Annotated in this window: 15 protein-coding genes; 14 read left to right on the top strand and 1 reads right to left on the bottom strand. The window is 64.1% G+C overall.

Annotated features, from left to right (window positions below; all coding sequences use genetic code 11):
- Positions 1-27: 27 nt before the first annotated feature.
- Positions 28-294, bottom strand: coding sequence for a hypothetical protein (locus S7S_RS18275; protein ID WP_008734536.1), 267 nt, complete (start codon positions 292-294; stop codon positions 28-30).
- A 442-nt stretch (positions 295-736) separates the two neighbouring features.
- On the opposite strand from S7S_RS18275, the gene S7S_RS18270 reads away from it, so the two are divergent.
- From S7S_RS18270 to S7S_RS18205, 14 genes are all read left to right on the top strand, one after another.
- A complete protein-coding gene (locus S7S_RS18270) occupies positions 737-1,498 on the top strand; it encodes an STN domain-containing protein (protein WP_008734538.1) in 762 nt (253 codons plus the stop codon).
- Entirely contained in the window at positions 1,416-2,036 is a 621-nt protein-coding gene (locus tag S7S_RS18265) for an RNA polymerase sigma factor (protein WP_082027774.1), read from the top strand. The genes S7S_RS18270 and S7S_RS18265 overlap by 83 nt, the downstream gene beginning before the upstream one ends.
- The gene (locus tag S7S_RS18260; RefSeq protein ID WP_008734544.1) at positions 2,017-2,967 is read left to right on the top strand and encodes a FecR family protein; all 951 of its coding nucleotides are present in this window, start codon (positions 2,017-2,019) and stop codon (positions 2,965-2,967) included. Before S7S_RS18265 ends, S7S_RS18260 begins: the two co-directional genes overlap by 20 nt.
- A 298-nt stretch (positions 2,968-3,265) precedes the next feature.
- Positions 3,266-4,894: a ShlB/FhaC/HecB family hemolysin secretion/activation protein gene (locus tag S7S_RS18255; protein WP_008734548.1), complete on the top strand. Its 1,629-nt coding sequence runs from the start codon at positions 3,266-3,268 to the stop codon at positions 4,892-4,894.
- A 79-nt stretch (positions 4,895-4,973) separates the two neighbouring features.
- On the top strand, positions 4,974-6,800 hold the full coding sequence (locus tag S7S_RS18250) for a DUF2341 domain-containing protein (RefSeq protein WP_008734550.1): 1,827 nt from the start codon (positions 4,974-4,976) through the stop codon (positions 6,798-6,800).
- Positions 6,801-6,810: 10 nt separating this feature from the next.
- Positions 6,811-7,224 (top strand): ExbD/TolR family protein, encoded by a 414-nt coding sequence (locus S7S_RS18245; protein ID WP_008734552.1) that lies wholly within the window; start codon positions 6,811-6,813, stop codon positions 7,222-7,224.
- 12 nt (positions 7,225-7,236) lie between these two features.
- Entirely contained in the window at positions 7,237-7,941 is a 705-nt protein-coding gene (locus S7S_RS18240) for a TonB family protein (protein ID WP_008734554.1), read from the top strand.
- 36 nt (positions 7,942-7,977) lie between these two features.
- The gene (locus tag S7S_RS18235; RefSeq protein ID WP_008734555.1) at positions 7,978-9,690 is read left to right on the top strand and encodes a putative porin; all 1,713 of its coding nucleotides are present in this window, start codon (positions 7,978-7,980) and stop codon (positions 9,688-9,690) included.
- A gap of 35 nt (positions 9,691-9,725) precedes the next feature.
- Positions 9,726-10,400: a hypothetical protein gene (locus tag S7S_RS18230; protein WP_008734557.1), complete on the top strand. Its 675-nt coding sequence runs from the start codon at positions 9,726-9,728 to the stop codon at positions 10,398-10,400.
- Positions 10,401-10,415: 15 nt separating this feature from the next.
- Entirely contained in the window at positions 10,416-10,883 is a 468-nt protein-coding gene (locus S7S_RS18225) for a YbjN domain-containing protein (RefSeq protein ID WP_035203640.1), read from the top strand.
- 19 nt (positions 10,884-10,902) lie between these two features.
- Positions 10,903-11,829: a peptidylprolyl isomerase gene (locus S7S_RS18220; RefSeq protein ID WP_008734561.1), complete on the top strand. Its 927-nt coding sequence runs from the start codon at positions 10,903-10,905 to the stop codon at positions 11,827-11,829.
- 147 nt (positions 11,830-11,976) lie between these two features.
- The gene (locus tag S7S_RS18215; protein ID WP_008734563.1) at positions 11,977-12,939 is read left to right on the top strand and encodes a LysR family transcriptional regulator; all 963 of its coding nucleotides are present in this window, start codon (positions 11,977-11,979) and stop codon (positions 12,937-12,939) included.
- Positions 12,940-13,039: 100 nt separating this feature from the next.
- Complete coding sequence (locus S7S_RS18210) at positions 13,040-13,894, top strand: DNA ligase (RefSeq protein ID WP_144401709.1); 855 nt, start codon at positions 13,040-13,042, stop codon at positions 13,892-13,894.
- 78 nt (positions 13,895-13,972) lie between these two features.
- Positions 13,973-14,458, top strand: a complete 486-nt coding sequence (locus tag S7S_RS18205) for a hypothetical protein (protein ID WP_144401708.1) — start codon at positions 13,973-13,975, stop codon at positions 14,456-14,458.
- Positions 14,459-14,573 lie beyond the last annotated feature (115 nt).

Here is a 14,573-nt window from a genome sequence, read left to right as displayed (position 1 = left end):
GGCAGCTCCCCGGAGCTGCCGTTTTTTTTATCTGGGCACCAGTGGATTGGGTGGCGATGTGCGTGCAGGGGTATTGGGATAGATACTGTGGCCGAAGTTGCTGCCCATGCGGATTTGCGTGGCAGCGCGATTGAACAGACCGAGCTGGTTGCCGCCCCGGTTGATCACTGCTGCGGAATCAAACTGGGGAAGCGAACCGGATGCGGTATCTCCCTGCGGCGCCATCATCCTGCTCAGGCAATCGTAGCTGGGGCTGCGGCTGCCATTGACCTCGACCGAAATGCAACTGGGCATCTCCTCACTCTCGCTGGCCGGAGAAATACCGCACAAGGTCATTAACGGTGGAATTATCCAGAAAACTATTTTATTCACAGCCAGAATTCCGGTACGGAAACAGTGAGAGAAAGTATAGCGTATCGATGCATTGACTATGCATATGAAATGAACAAAGGGCATATTGAAAAAGTCTGAAAAGTTCAGGTAACAAACATGCCATGTTTCAAATAAATGTCTCGATCCTGGAGCGCCATATCGCCGGTATTGAAGAAGGAAGCGTGTTCTGTGTAATGCGCTCAGGACCAGGCCGCTCGCGAGTCATGTCATCGAAATGTCATCTGCGCCCTGCACGATGAGGGTCTTTGCTTTCATCCCCGAACAATGACGTGCCGGCGCGGTCCGGCCGCGTCACGGGGTGCCTCCAGCCGGGCGTTGCCCGGGATCAGTGCCGGTGTAGTGCATGTCGGATGCGGGTCGGAACCTCGCGGTCCGCCGCGGCGGTGTGTTGCTGCTGGTGTGGTGCGCGTTGCTCGTGTCGGGCGCTGCCGCAGAGGCGGCGCGCCGTTTCGATATCGCGGCGCAGCCGCTGAATGAAGCGCTGGCACAGTACAGTGCGCTGACCGGCATGGCGGTGCTGTTCGACAGCGCCCTGGTGAGTGGCCGGCGGAGCACGGCGCTGGCCGGGCACTTCAGCGACAGCGCGGCGCTGACGCAATTGCTGGTCGGCACCGGGCTGGAAGCGCATTACAGCGGCGCACAGGGATTGACGTTGCGGCGTCACCACGCGGCGGCGCAGCCCGCCGCTGGCGCGGCCGGGCCACACACGGTGGCCGCACACCGTTACGCCACGTTGGTGCAGCACAGCCTGTGGCAGGCGCTGTGCGCCAGCGCGCTCACCCGGCCGGGGTCATACCGCGCGGCGGTCCAGTTGCATATCGCCGCCGATGGCCGGGTCGCGACATCGCGCCTGCTGGCCTCCACGGGCCATGCGGTGCGCGACGCCGCCTTGCGCGAGGTGCTGGCCTCGCTACACATTGCACTGGCGCCGCCGCCCACCATGGCACAACCGCTGACCTTGCTGTTGCGCGCGGCAGACACCGAAGGATTGGACGACAGTCGGGCATGCCCGGGAGTAACAGATGTCGAGGCAGACCATCAAGGCCCTGTTCATCCAGCGTTACGCGGAACTGCGCAGCCGCCTGAGCTACCGGCTCGGCAGTGACGATCTGGCCGATGATGTGTTGCAGGAAACCTGGCTGCGGGTGGACCAGATGGCCGACATCCATGGCGTGCAGAATCCGCTCGCCTATCTGTTCCGCATGGCACTCAACGTGGCCGCCGACCAGCGCAAGGCACAGTCGCGCCTGCTGTATTACACCGAGATCGAAGAACTGATGCAGAGCACCGATGACGCACTGGACCCCGCCAGTGCCGCCGGGGCCTTGCAGGAAGTCGAGCAACTGCAGCGTGCCCTGTACAAGTTGCCGGCGCGCCGGCGCGCCATTCTGCTGGCGTCGCGGGTCGAGGGTGTGCCGCACCGTGACATTGCCGCGCGCTTTGGCGTTTCCACCCGCACGGTGGAAAAAGAACTCAAGGTGGCGCTGCTCTACTGTGGCGACTGGCTCGACCGGGAAGTGACGCAACGGTTCGGTCCCGGTGCCGGAAAACCGTCTACATGGGAGAGCCAGGCTACGGCAGCACCTGCCCCGACGCATGCCCCTACGGATGATGACGCGCACGATGAACGTGATAGAGATTGACCAGGGACAACAGCAGCGCATTCGCCGCGAAGCGCAGCACTGGCTGGTCCGCCTGACCTCCGGTGAGGCGACCAGTGAGGATGCGCGCGCCTTTGCCGACTGGTGCGCGCGCAGCCAGGCGCATCGTCGTGCCTTCGCCGAAAGTCGCCGCCTGTGGCAGCGGATCGGCGAGGCCGGGCGTGCGGAGAATATCCACGCGGAGACCGCGCCACGCTACGACCGCCGCGCCTTCCTCCAGCGTGCACTGCTTGGCGGCGTGGCGGCCTGCGCCGGCGGCGTCATGATCAGCCGGCAAACGGCCTGGTGGCCGGGGGCGGCGGATTTTGAAACGGCGATTGGCGAACAGCGTCGGGTACAACTGGCGGATGTGGCGGTGGAAATGAATACCGGCACGCGCCTGAACGCCCACGTCAGCGGCGCAGAACTGGCGATGCTGGAACTGCTCAGTGGCGAAGCGGAAATCCGTGCCAGCGGTGCGGCCCGGCAGGTGCTGTTGCGCGTGCAGGGTGGCAGCGTGCTGGCGGCGGCGTCCGACTTCAATGTCCGGGCCGACACCGGCGCCGTGTGCGTCACCTGCCTGCAAGGCAGCGTCGTGGTCGATTACCAGGGCGAGAACCGCACGCTGGCGGCCAACCAGCAACTGACCTTCGGTGCCGACCGTCTTGGCCGGGTGCACCACGCCGACCCGGAACGGGTTACCGCCTGGCAGCGCCAGTTGCTGATCTTCGATGACGAGCCGCTGTCGCAGGTGATCGCTGAAATCAACCGCTACCGGCCGGGGCGATTGATCCTGATGAACGAAGCACTGGGTCGCCGCCGCGTGCAGGCGCGCTTCACCCTGGACCAGCTCCCGGATGTGGCGCAGCTGATCAGCGATGCCTACGGCGCCACGCTCACCCGCATGCCCGGTGGTGTCGTCCTGCTCGGCTGATCCCGCCACATTTCCGTCATCCCGATGTGCTCAGCTGCTCATGCCGGCCTGCTGTGGCACAGCCCGCATTTCCCGCAAAGAGATTGATGAAGTTTTCGTGACAAATGTTCGGTTGGCGCTGTGCCCCATCGTCTATGAGGGACAGTTCTGACATCAGCCTGATGGCTCGCCTCCGTGACCACACCCTGTCTGCGGAAAACAGCGCCGGCCTTCGTCTGACATCAGAACCGCCGGGGAGACGTACGGCGGCTCCCGAACGCGGCCTGGTGCCGGAACGCAAACAAGCGGAAACGAATTCATGCTGTCATTGAACAAGTTGCACCTGCTGTCAGGCGCTGTGTTGCTTTGCCTGCTGGTGCTGGCGGGAAACGTGGCCCAGGCACAGACCGCACATGATGAAAGCGTCGCGCCCGCGCCGGAGCACGAGGCGCGGATACCGACCGTGACGATTCGTGAATACATCGTGCGTGGCAATTCCGTACTGTCGACGCTGGATATCCAGCGCGCCGTCTACCCGTTCCTCGGCGAAGGCCGCACGCTGGAAGACATCGAGGCCGCGCGTGATGCACTGCAACAGGCCTACCAGCAGAAAGGCTACCAGTCCGTATTCGTGGACCTGCCCGAACAGCAGGTCAGTGGCGGCATTGTATTCCTGATCGTGGGGGAAACGCGCATTGGCCGCGTGCGGGTAATGGAGGCGGAGTACACCTCGCCGCTGGAGATCCGCAAGGCCGTGCCGGCACTGGAAGAAGGCAGCGTGCCCAATTTCGAACTGGTGCAGCGCCAGCTGACCGCGCTGTCGAGCAGTGGCAAGCGGCAGGTGGTGCCGGTGGTCCGCGAAGGCGTTGTGCCCGGCACCATGGACGTGGATCTCAACGTCGAAGACAGCAGCCCCTGGTATGGCAGCCTGTCGCTGAACAACGATTACAGTGCCGATACCTCGCAGCTGCGCGCCGTGGCCACCGTCGGTCACGATAACCTCTGGCAGAAACATCACCAGGTCTCGCTGACGCTGTTCACGGCGCCGGAAGAGCCCGATGACGCCATGGTCTGGTCCGCTAACTACACCGCGCCGCTGAGCGAGCGCTGGAACCTGCGTGTGTCCGGCTACACCTCCGACAGTGATGTGGCCACCGTCGGTGGCACCACGGTGATCGGCAAGGGCAGCACCTACGGTGTATCGCTGATCCACACCTGGCCGTTCGCCAACAACTGGGTGCACTCGGTGTCGGCGGGGATCGATTTCAAGGATTTCGACGAACAGATCGGGCTGGGTAACGAGATGAGCAAGGTGCCGCTGAAATATGCGCCGCTATCGCTCTCCTATACCGGTTACCGATTCAGCGATGTATCGCAGGCGGATGTAAACCTGACGTTGCTCAGTGGCTTTCGTTCCGTACTCGGCTACGGCAGCAGCGATTTCGAGTTCAACGAAAAACGCTTCCGCGCATCAGCCAGCTTTTCCGTGCTGAAACTGGGCGGCGGCTACACCCGTACCTTCCCCGGCGACTGGCAGGCGGCGCTGAACAGCTCGCTGCAATTCGCCAGTGGCCCGCTGGTGGCCAATGAACAGCTTTCCGCCGGGGGCGCCAGCAGTGTGCGGGGCTACCTCTCCGCAGAAGCGACCGGCGACAACGGCGGCCTGGGCTCCCTCGAACTGCGCACCCCGTCACTGAGCAACTGGTACGGCCCGGACCTGAACGAATGGCGCTTTTATCTGTTCGCCGAAGGTGCCCGGCTGGAGGTGCTGGAAGTGCTGGAGGAAAACCGGCGGGTATTTCGTCTGGCCAGTGCCGGCATAGGGACCCGTGCGCAGTTCTTCGACGGGTTGTCGTGGGGCGTGGATATGGCCTGGCCGCTGCGCAGAGGGCCGAACACCGAAGAGTACGACCCGCACGTGCATTTCAACGTGCGTGCCAGTTTCTGATTGATCGCGACAAAGAACTGCACCGGATGGCCGGACGGTTCATACCTAATTCAAGGGAACGACCTGGAGTACGCTGACCATGCAACGCTTGATAACCCTGATACTTGCCTGCCTGTGTGCGCTGCCGCTGGCGGCGCAGGCCTGGTGGCAGACGGAATGGAGCTATCGTAAACAGATCTCCATCGACACCACCACCGAAGGGGCGTCGATCAGCGCTCCGCTGGGTCGTGCGCCGTTGCTGGTGCGCCTGCACACCGGCAATTTCACCTTTGACGGTGTGCAGGAAAACGGTGCCGACATCCGCTTTGTCGCCAGTGATGACCAGACCGTGCTGCACCACCAGATTGAACGCTTCGATGCGCTGATGGGGATCGCCTATATCTGGGTGGACGTGCCGCAGGTCGACGGTGGCAGCCGCCAGGATATCTGGATGTACTACGGCAATGACGCCGCACCCTCCACCAGCAACGGCCAGCTCGCCTTCGACCCCAACTACACGCTGGTGTACCACTTCGATGGTGCCGCCGGTGCGCCCCCGCGTGACACCACCGCGTTCAGCAACCATGCCCTGAGCACCCTGTCGGATGTGGCGGAAGGGGTGATCGGCAGCGCGGCGCAGTTCAACGGCATCGAGCCGCTGCTGCTGCCGGAGAGCCCGTCGCTGGCGGTGCCGGCCGGCTCGCTCTACACCCTGAGTGCCTGGGTGCGTGCCGACCAGATGCAGGGCCAGCAACTGCTGTTCAGCCGCCGTGACGCCGGCAACGCCTTGCTGATCGGTATCAGCGACGGCGTGCCGTTCGTGGAAGTGAACGGCGCCCGCTCCGAACCGGGCCAGCCGCTGGCGCCGGGCACCTGGCAGCATCTGGCCGTCACTGCCGATGGCACGGCGCTGAAACTGTTCGTCAATGGTCGCGTCAGCACCACGTTGCAGGCCATGCTGCCGCCGCTGGCGACCGTGGCTGCAATCGGCGGTGATGTCCCCGGCGCGGCCGCGCCGGCGGTGGCAGAGGGCGACGGCGCAGCGCCGGTGCCTGCCGCCTACACCCCGTTCATTGGTGCCATTGATGAATTGCGTATCTCCAAGGTGGCCCGCGCGGATGCACTGATCATGGCCGACGCCCTGTCGCAGGGCGCGGAATCGCGCCTGCTGGTGTTCGGGGTGGACGAAGAACAGTCCGGTTTCGGCTTTGGCGGCCTCGGCTTCCTGTTCAGTGCGGTGCCGCTGGATGCCTGGATCATCATCGCCGTGCTGGTGTTCATGATGATCCAGTCGTGGATCATCATGATCCGCAAGAACAGCGCGGTGGTGCGCATGGAGCGTGCCAACGAGCACTTCCGCGAGAAATTTTCACAGGTCGGCATGCGCCTGGAAATGCTGGCGGACAAGCCCGGCGCGGAAAAAGAATTTGCTGACTCGTCCCTGTGGAAAATCTACCAGGCGGCAGTCAATGAAATCCGTACCCGGCGCAGCCAGGGTATCCAGCATATTTCAGCGGCCTCCATTGAAGCGATCCGGTCCTCCATGGACGTGGTGCGCACCCAGCAACAGAAAATCCTCGGCGCAAAGCTCGGCACGCTGTCCAACGCCATCGCGGGCGGCCCCTATATCGGCCTGCTCGGCACTGTGCTCGGCATCATGGTGGTGTTCCTGGGCACGGCCATGGCCGGCGACGTCAACATCAACGCCATCGCACCCGGCATGGCTGCCGCATTGCTGGCCACCGCAATGGGGCTGTTCGTCGCCATTCCGGCCCTGTTTGGCTACAACCGCCTGGTCAGCCGCAACAAGGATGTGAACGCCGACATGCGCGTGTTCCTGGATGAATTCGTCACGCGCCTGGCGGAAGTGTACGAAGCCGAACACCGCTTCGACGACACACCACACGGCACCGCCATCCACGCGTAAGGAGAACAGCATGGCCTCCGTGAACAGCCCGGAAGACGAAGACAGCGCCGTTGACGGCATCAACATCACGCCGCTGGTGGATGTGCTGATGGTGGTGCTGGTGATGTTCATCCTCACCGCCACCGCGCAGGTCGCCGGTATCCGTGTGGACCTGCCCAAGGCCAGCTCGTCGACGTCGCTGTCGGAATCAAAGACCAAGGCGATTTCCATCAACGACGTGGGCCAGGTATTCCTCGACGCCTACCCGGTCACCCTGCCGGAGCTGGAAGACCGGCTGCGCACGGAAAAGGCGCTGAACCCGGATTTCCCCGTGGTGATACGTGGCGACGCCGTAGTGCAGTACCAGAAAGTCATTGAAGTGCTGGACCTGCTGCGCCGGCTCGAGTTGACCCAGGTGGGCCTGGTAACAGGCCGGCCCAAATAAACAGGACCGAACATGTTTGATCGCGTAACCGTTCTGCGTGCCCGTGGCCAGGCCCTGCCCACCCTGGTGGTGGCCATTGTCGCAGCCGTGGTCGTGGCGGGGCTGGCCTGGCTGATCTGGTTATGGGCCAACGACATGGGCGGCGTACGGCGCGAGGCACCGAAGATGCAGACCATCATCCCGCTGCCGCCGCCACCGCCGCCGCCGGAAGAACCCCCGCCGCCGCCGGAGCCGCAGGACATTGAGGAAGAGGTGCCCGAGCCCGATCCGGAGCCAACGCCAGTGGAAGAGCCGCTGCCGGAAGACGAGGCCCCCACACCTGCAGACGACCTGGCGGAAGCCATGCAGATCGACGGCGAGGCCCAGGCCGGTGCGGACGCGTTCAATATCGCGGCCGGTTCCGGTGGTGGCATGGCGGGTGCCGGCGCGGGTCGCGTCGGCAACGCCACCTATGGGCAGTACCTGGCGTATCAGTTCCAGCGCATTTTGCGTGACGCCGAAGAAACCCGGCATCTGAGTTTCCGCTTGCAGGCCAACGTCTGGCTCAACGACGCCGGCCAGATCACCCGCGTCGAGCTGGTGCGTTCCAGCGGTGACGCCGACGTGGACGCGCGGGTGATCGCGGCGCTGCGTGCGGTGCCGTCGCTGTCGGAACGGCCGCCAGCCTCATTGTCTTTGCCGGTGCGGGTGTCCCTGCAGGGACGCCGGCCTACTTAACCTCACCGAATACAGACTCGTTCAGGAGCAGTGCCCATGAATTTCCGACTTCGCCGACTGGCTGCCATGATCGCCCTGGCCTGTGCCGTGTCTGGCCAGGCCGTGGCCCAGCAGAGCGCGGCCACCGACAGCAGCACCACGCGCAACCTGATCAATCTGCTGGTGCAGAATGGCGTGCTCACCGAAGCGCAGGCGGCGGCACTGCTCGAGCAGGCGACGCGTGACGCGGCGCAGGCCGCCGAGCCGGTGTTGCAGGAAGGGGATGTCCGCGTGCCGTACATCCCGGAAAATGTGCGCGAAGAAATCACCGGGGAAGTCCGCGATCAGGTCATCAGCCAGGCCATTGCGGAAAACTGGGCACAACCGAACACCTTCCCGGACTGGGCTTCGCGTATCCGGCTGGATGCCGACGTGCGTGTGCGCAGCGAATCGCGTTTTTTCGATGACTACAACGACCCCTACCTGATCGACTTCCAGCGTTTCAATGAGGAAGGCCCACAGGACATTTCACAGCAGGCACTGGCCACCGGTGCCTGGCCGCCGTTCTACAACACGCGCGAAGACCGCATCAACCTGCTGCGCCTGCGGGCGCGGTTCGGGTTCACGGCGGATATCTCCGAACACTGGCGCGCCGGGCTGCGCGTCGCCACCGGCAGTGACGATAATCCGGTGTCCACCAACCAGACCCTGGGCGGCGGGCTGGAGAAAAAAGACCTGTGGCTGGACCGCGGCTTCATCAGCTGGCTGCCGACGCAACACCTGGCGTTCACCGCCGGCCGCTTTGCCAACCCGTTCGTCACCACCGACATGCTGTACGCCAGCGACCTGAACTTTGACGGCATCGCTGCCACCTACGCCGCCGCAGAGGACAGTGAGCTGTCGCTGTTCGGCACACTGGGCGCCTTCCCGCTGGAATTTACCAGTGATGATTCCCCGTCGCGCAGCGAATTCAAGACCAAAAACCAGGACAAGTGGCTGTTCGGCGCGCAGCTTGGTTCGCTGTGGAAAATGGACAGTGACAACCAGTTGCGCGCAGCGGCAGGTTACTACCACTTCGACAACATCAGTGGTGAACGCTCCGATCCATGCCAGCCCTGGTTCAGTGACCGGGAGGCAGGCTATGGCTGTAACACCGACTGGTCGCGGCCGGCGTTCTTGCAGAAGGGCAATACGCTGTTCGTGCTGCGCGACATCACACTGGACCCGCTCAATCCGGCGGCCACACCGATGGAGCAGTACGTGGGCCTGGCGTCGGAATTCCAGCTTGTGGATCTCAACCTGAGATGGCAAACCGCGCTGTTCAACGACATGACACTGCAGGTCACCGGCCACTATGTGCACAACCTCGCCTACGATGAAGACGACATGCTCACGCGCTCCGGCAGCACGCAGCAGGGTTCTACCGACGGGCGGGTGATCAACAACCTGGACCAGCAAGGCAACATCCGCAGCGGCGGTGATGCCTGGATGCTGGACCTGGCCCTGGGCACGGCAGTGGAGATCCGCGACGCCGGCCAGTGGAACGTGCAACTGGGCTACAAATACATCGAGCCGGACGCCCTGCCGGATGCCTACAACGATTCCACCTTCCACCGTGGTGGCACCAACGCCAAGGGGTATTACCTGGGTGGCGCCTACGGTTTCCACAAACGTGTGTACGGCCAGATGCGCTGGATGAGCAGCGAGGAAGTGTATGGCGCACCGCTGCGGGTGGACATCCTGCAACTGGAAGTCAATGCACGCTTCTGAGCCGGCGTGATGCAAACCAGAAAGGGAGTACCGTCATGATCACGATTCGTTCTCGCACCTTCGGCCCCAGGGCAATGTTCTGCGGCCTCATTATCGCAGGCCTGTTGCCGGCCCTGTCCGCCAGTGCCAACACCATGGAAGAACGCCTGCGCGCTGAGCTGCGCTCCACCGTGCAGTCACTGCAGACCCTGCAAAGCCAGCAGGCCCGCACCGAGGCTGCGCTGCGCACGGCAGAAGCCGAGCGCGATGCTGCGCAACAGGAAACCGCGCGCCTGCGTGCGCAACTTGAGCGTGCCAGCCAGAACACGGAAAACCTGCGTCGCAACGCCAGCGCACAACTGGAAGCGCGCAACGACCAACTGGCGCAGTTCCGGGGCGCCTATGACGAACTGCTGGAGATTGCCCGTGCAAAGGAAGCGCAGCGCGTGTCGCTGGAAACCGCGCTGGGCCAGCGCGATGGGCAGTTGACGTTGTGCATGGAAAAGAACGACCAGCTTTACGAGACCGGCCAGCGCGTGCTGAAGGCGTACGAGGACATCAGCCTGGGTGATGTGCTGCGTACCCGGCAGCCTTTTGCCGCCGCTGCGCGCGTGCGCTTTGACGACATCGCACAACGCTACGGCGATGAGCTTTACCAGGGCCGCTTCGATCCGCAGATGCCGCTGCCAGCCGCTGGCGCCGATCAGGCCTCTGCTACCCCCATCCATTGAGACAGGAACCGTTCCATGAGTGACACAGCAATGATCGACGCCGTTTCCGTCGAGAGCATGACCACCCTGTTGCAGTCCGCCGGCTACCGCGTGACCCCGTCCGAACAGGGCGACGTGGTGCAGCTGCTCAGTGCCTCCCAGGGCATCGGCTTCGCGCTGCGCTTTGGCAACCGCCGCAACGACACCGAATACCTGGACTACACCCTGAGCTGTGCATTGCGCGTGCAGGGCGAGCTGCCGCCGGCGCTGGTGAACGACTGGAACCGCCAGAAGCGGTTTGCGCGGCTGTCCCATCAGGCCGGCTTTCTGTTGCTGGAGCAGGACGTGATCGTGGCTGGCGGCGTGAGCGAGGGCTGCCTGCGCGCCAACGCGGAAATCTGGGACCGGCTGTTGCAGGAATTCATCCTGTTTCTGAAACAGTACATCGCACAGCCGGTCGAGGCCGCTGCGCCGATGGACGTCGACGAAACCGAAACCGCCTGATCCGCAAAAGGAGGCGAGCATGTCCCGTGGCAAGACGCTGGGTTGGCTGATTGGCGTGGGCGCACTGTCGGCGCTGGTGTCCGGTTCACTGGTGGCCGGACTGGCCCGGCAGGAGAGCGCTGTGCCGGTGTCGAAGGCTGCCGGCGCGGTCGTCGCACAGCTGGGTAACAATGCGCTCCTGCACAGCAGCGAACTGCGCCAGCGATTGCAGTCATTGCCGGCCGACAGCCTGTCTGCGGTGGTGAGTGATCGGGCATTGCTGGAACAGTGGCTGAAAGAACGGCTGGTAGAGCGCGCGCTGGTGAACGAAGCGCTGGCCAGAGACTGGCCGCAACGTGACACCGTGGCGGCAGCCCTGCGCCAGGCGACCGAACAGCTGGTGTTGCAGGATTACCTCGCCACGCTGAGCGAACCCCCGACGGATTATCCCCCCGCAACGATGTTGCAACAGGCCTACGACCGGGCTGCACCGGAGCTGGTGGCACCCGATCTGTACCATCTGCAGCAGATTTTTGTCGCCGTCACCGGCGAGACAGGGCGGCAGGCGGCGCAGCAGCGGGCGAGCGCCCTGGCCGAGCGCGCGCGGCGCACGCCGGCGGCGTTTGCGGATCTGGCGCAGTCGGCGTCGGACAACCCCGACATTGATACCGGCCTGGTGCCGCTGTCGCGATTGCTGCCTGCGGTGCGCGAGCAGGTGGCGGCCCTGTCACCCGGCGAGATCGCCGGGCCGATACGTTCCGAGGCTGGCCTGCATGTGCTCAAGCTGGTGGCACGGGAACCGGCGCGCCAGCTCAGCCTGGAAGACGTATCGCCGCAGTTGCGCGAAGCACTGCGCCAGCAATACCGCCGCGACCAGATCACCGGCTACGTGGACACCCTTCTTGCGCGCACGTCACTGAATATCGATGGCGCGGCGTTGACGCAGGTCGTGGATTCGCTGCGTTGACGGCGTGCCAGTGGCACCACTGGCCGCGCAGGGTCTGATCAGTCGGCAGGGTGGACGAAGGGCCAGGGAGATACGGATTGGCGTTGCAGGCCAGGCAGGCATGACGCTGTCCGATAACAGGCTTTCCACAGTACAGGAGGTGCGCAGATGTTCTCCGCCGATGATGATCCGCGCCATATGACAGAACAGGATGATTCGCGCGCGTCCGCGCGGGCACGCGCGCCCTGGCTGGAATTTTTCGACAGCCGCGCACAACTGGACGCATTCGTGCAGGTGGCCGAGCTGGCCAGCTTCCGGCGTGCCGCCACGCATCTCGGCATCGGTGTGGTCTCGCTGCGGCGCCAGATCGGCAAACTGGAACGGCAGCAGGGCGAGCGCCTGTTTCGCCGTGAGGGTGATGCCGTCCGCCTGACCGGCGCTGGCCGCCGGCTGTATGCCGTGGCGCGATTGATTCCCGGTGCCACGCGCACGGACATGCTGGCGCAATCGTTGTCGCGGCCTGTCACCCTGGCGCTGGATGAACCGCTGGCCCATGACCTGTTGCGGCGCGGGCTGATGACGTATTTGCGCAATCAGCCCCGTGCGCGCATCAATCTGTTGCCGGCGGCCCTTGGCCAGGTGCTTGAGCAGGAGGCCGATGTGCGGGTCGTGCTGCGCGAACCGGAAACGCCCCCGCAGGATGATGCGTTGCTGGTGCGGCGGCTGGGCTGCCTGCGTTTTGCGCCCTTTACCGCGCGCCGGCATCAGACGCGCAACGCGTTGCCACTGGAAGAGTGCCTGCTGGTGCAATACCGGGGGTTTGGTGCGCTGCCGGCGTTTGAGGAATGGAACGCGCTGGTTGGCCAGCGCAAGGTCGGCGTGCTGGAAGTGGACACCAGCGACCTGCTGCGCGACTGCCTGATCTGGAGCGCGGCCGTCGGCCTGCTGCCGCACTACAGCCACCGGCTGGACCGCAATCTGCTGCCGCTGGATACGCTGCTGGCAGGCACCCCCGCGCTGGACGTGCATCTGCTGGTGCGCCGGGACATCAGTAATCGTGTCGAAGTAAATGCCGTGGTCAATATGCTGGTGCAGGCATTCGCCGACAGGCGTGAGTGGCTGATGGATTAACGCCGGCGGCGGCAAACGCTGACAGGCGTCGTCGGCATGTGCTGACAGCCAGGCCTCCCCCGGCGCGGCATGCTCTGTCTCATCGCAAAGGGAGCTTGCCATGAGAACAATGATACTGATCGGTCTTTTACTCTGCGGCGCGGGCGCCGCACACGCTGAGCCGCCGGCGCTGCTGCTGGCCACCGACTACGCGGGCGAAACCGCCCTGGAGGCGTTCTGGGTCAGCGAAAAACTCGACGGCGTACGTGCCCGCTGGGACGGCGCGCAACTGGTTTCCCGGCAGGGCAACGTCTTCAATGCGCCGGCCTGGTTTACACACGATTTTCCCGACGTGCCGCTCGATGGCGAGCTGTGGCTGGGACGCGGCCGTTTTGCCGAGGTGTCCGGTGCCGTGCGCCGGCAGCAACCCGACACAGCGCAATGGCGCGACATCCGTTTCATGGTGTTCGACCTGCCTGATCACCCGGGCACGTTTGACGCCCGGCTCGCGGCACTGCGTGCCCGGTTGCAGCCTTCCCCGTCGCCCTACATTGCATTGATCGAACAGTTTCGCGTGGCGGATCGCGCTGCACTGCTGGCGCGGCTGGACACCGTGGTCGCGCGTGGCGGTGAGGGGCTGATGCTGCATCACGGCAGTGCCCGCTATCAGCCGGGCCGCTCCGACGCGCTGTTGAAGCTCAAGCCTTATCAGGATGCCGAGGCCGTCGTGATCGGTCACCTGCCGGGCAAGGGCCGCCATGCCGGCAGGCTGGGTGCCTTGCAGGTGGAGACAGCGGAGGGGATACGTTTTCGTCTGGGCACAGGGTTTTCCGATCATGAACGCGATGTGCCACCGCCGCTGGGCAGCGTGGTCACGTACCGGTACCACGGCGTCACGCGGGACGGCGTGCCGCGCTTTGCCAGTTTTCTGCGGCTGCGCCACTTGCCGGCCGCAATGGCGGAGGAGTATGAATAGAGGGCCTGTTTCACACTGGACCCGGTAGCACGGATGAACTCAGTGTGAGCAGCTCCAGGGCCGCAAAGGAGATGCGAGGTGTTCAAGGGAATGGTTAACCTGACCGACAAGCTCAGGGAGCTGCGTCAGCAGTTGATGGCCGGAACCGATATGGTCCATAAACTGAACGCAACGGCGCTCAGCAAACGGGAGCAGAAGGTGCTGGCGCATTTCTGGCATCGCCGTTGGAAGGATACGCGTGATGGGCTGACGCGGGCAGAAATCGTGTTTCTCGAGCGTGAAGCAATGAAGCCGCCGGGTGCACGCAGCGCGCTGGCGGCGGATCTGGTCTTGCCTCTGGCGTCACTGGTGAAGAAGGGCTATCTCACCCTGACACCGGGCGGCCCTGATCCGGTGTATTCACTGGGCGCGCTCGGCGAGCGCCATATGGCACGCGAGCACCCGGACCTCGTGGCCAATCTGCAGAAACTGTGGGACTGGATGAAGCGGCATCCGCTGTATGCGCTGGTCGGCTTGATTTCATCGCTGCTGACGATTGCCGGCGCAATCCGGTGGCCAGGATAAGCGGACGGCAATAACCATGCTGAAACAAAGGCTGTTGCCTGAGACTGTGCAGTAAATGTGAATTCCTCCCGGTTGCGGTTGCGCCGTCAACAGGCAGCTTCCTAGAATCCTCTGT

Origin of the sequence: Isoalcanivorax pacificus W11-5 (assembly GCF_000299335.2) — a bacterium.
Classification (GTDB): domain Bacteria; phylum Pseudomonadota; class Gammaproteobacteria; order Pseudomonadales; family Alcanivoracaceae; genus Isoalcanivorax; species Isoalcanivorax pacificus.
Note: the sequence above shows the minus strand (reverse complement) of the source record. Positions and strands in the feature narration are given on the sequence as shown.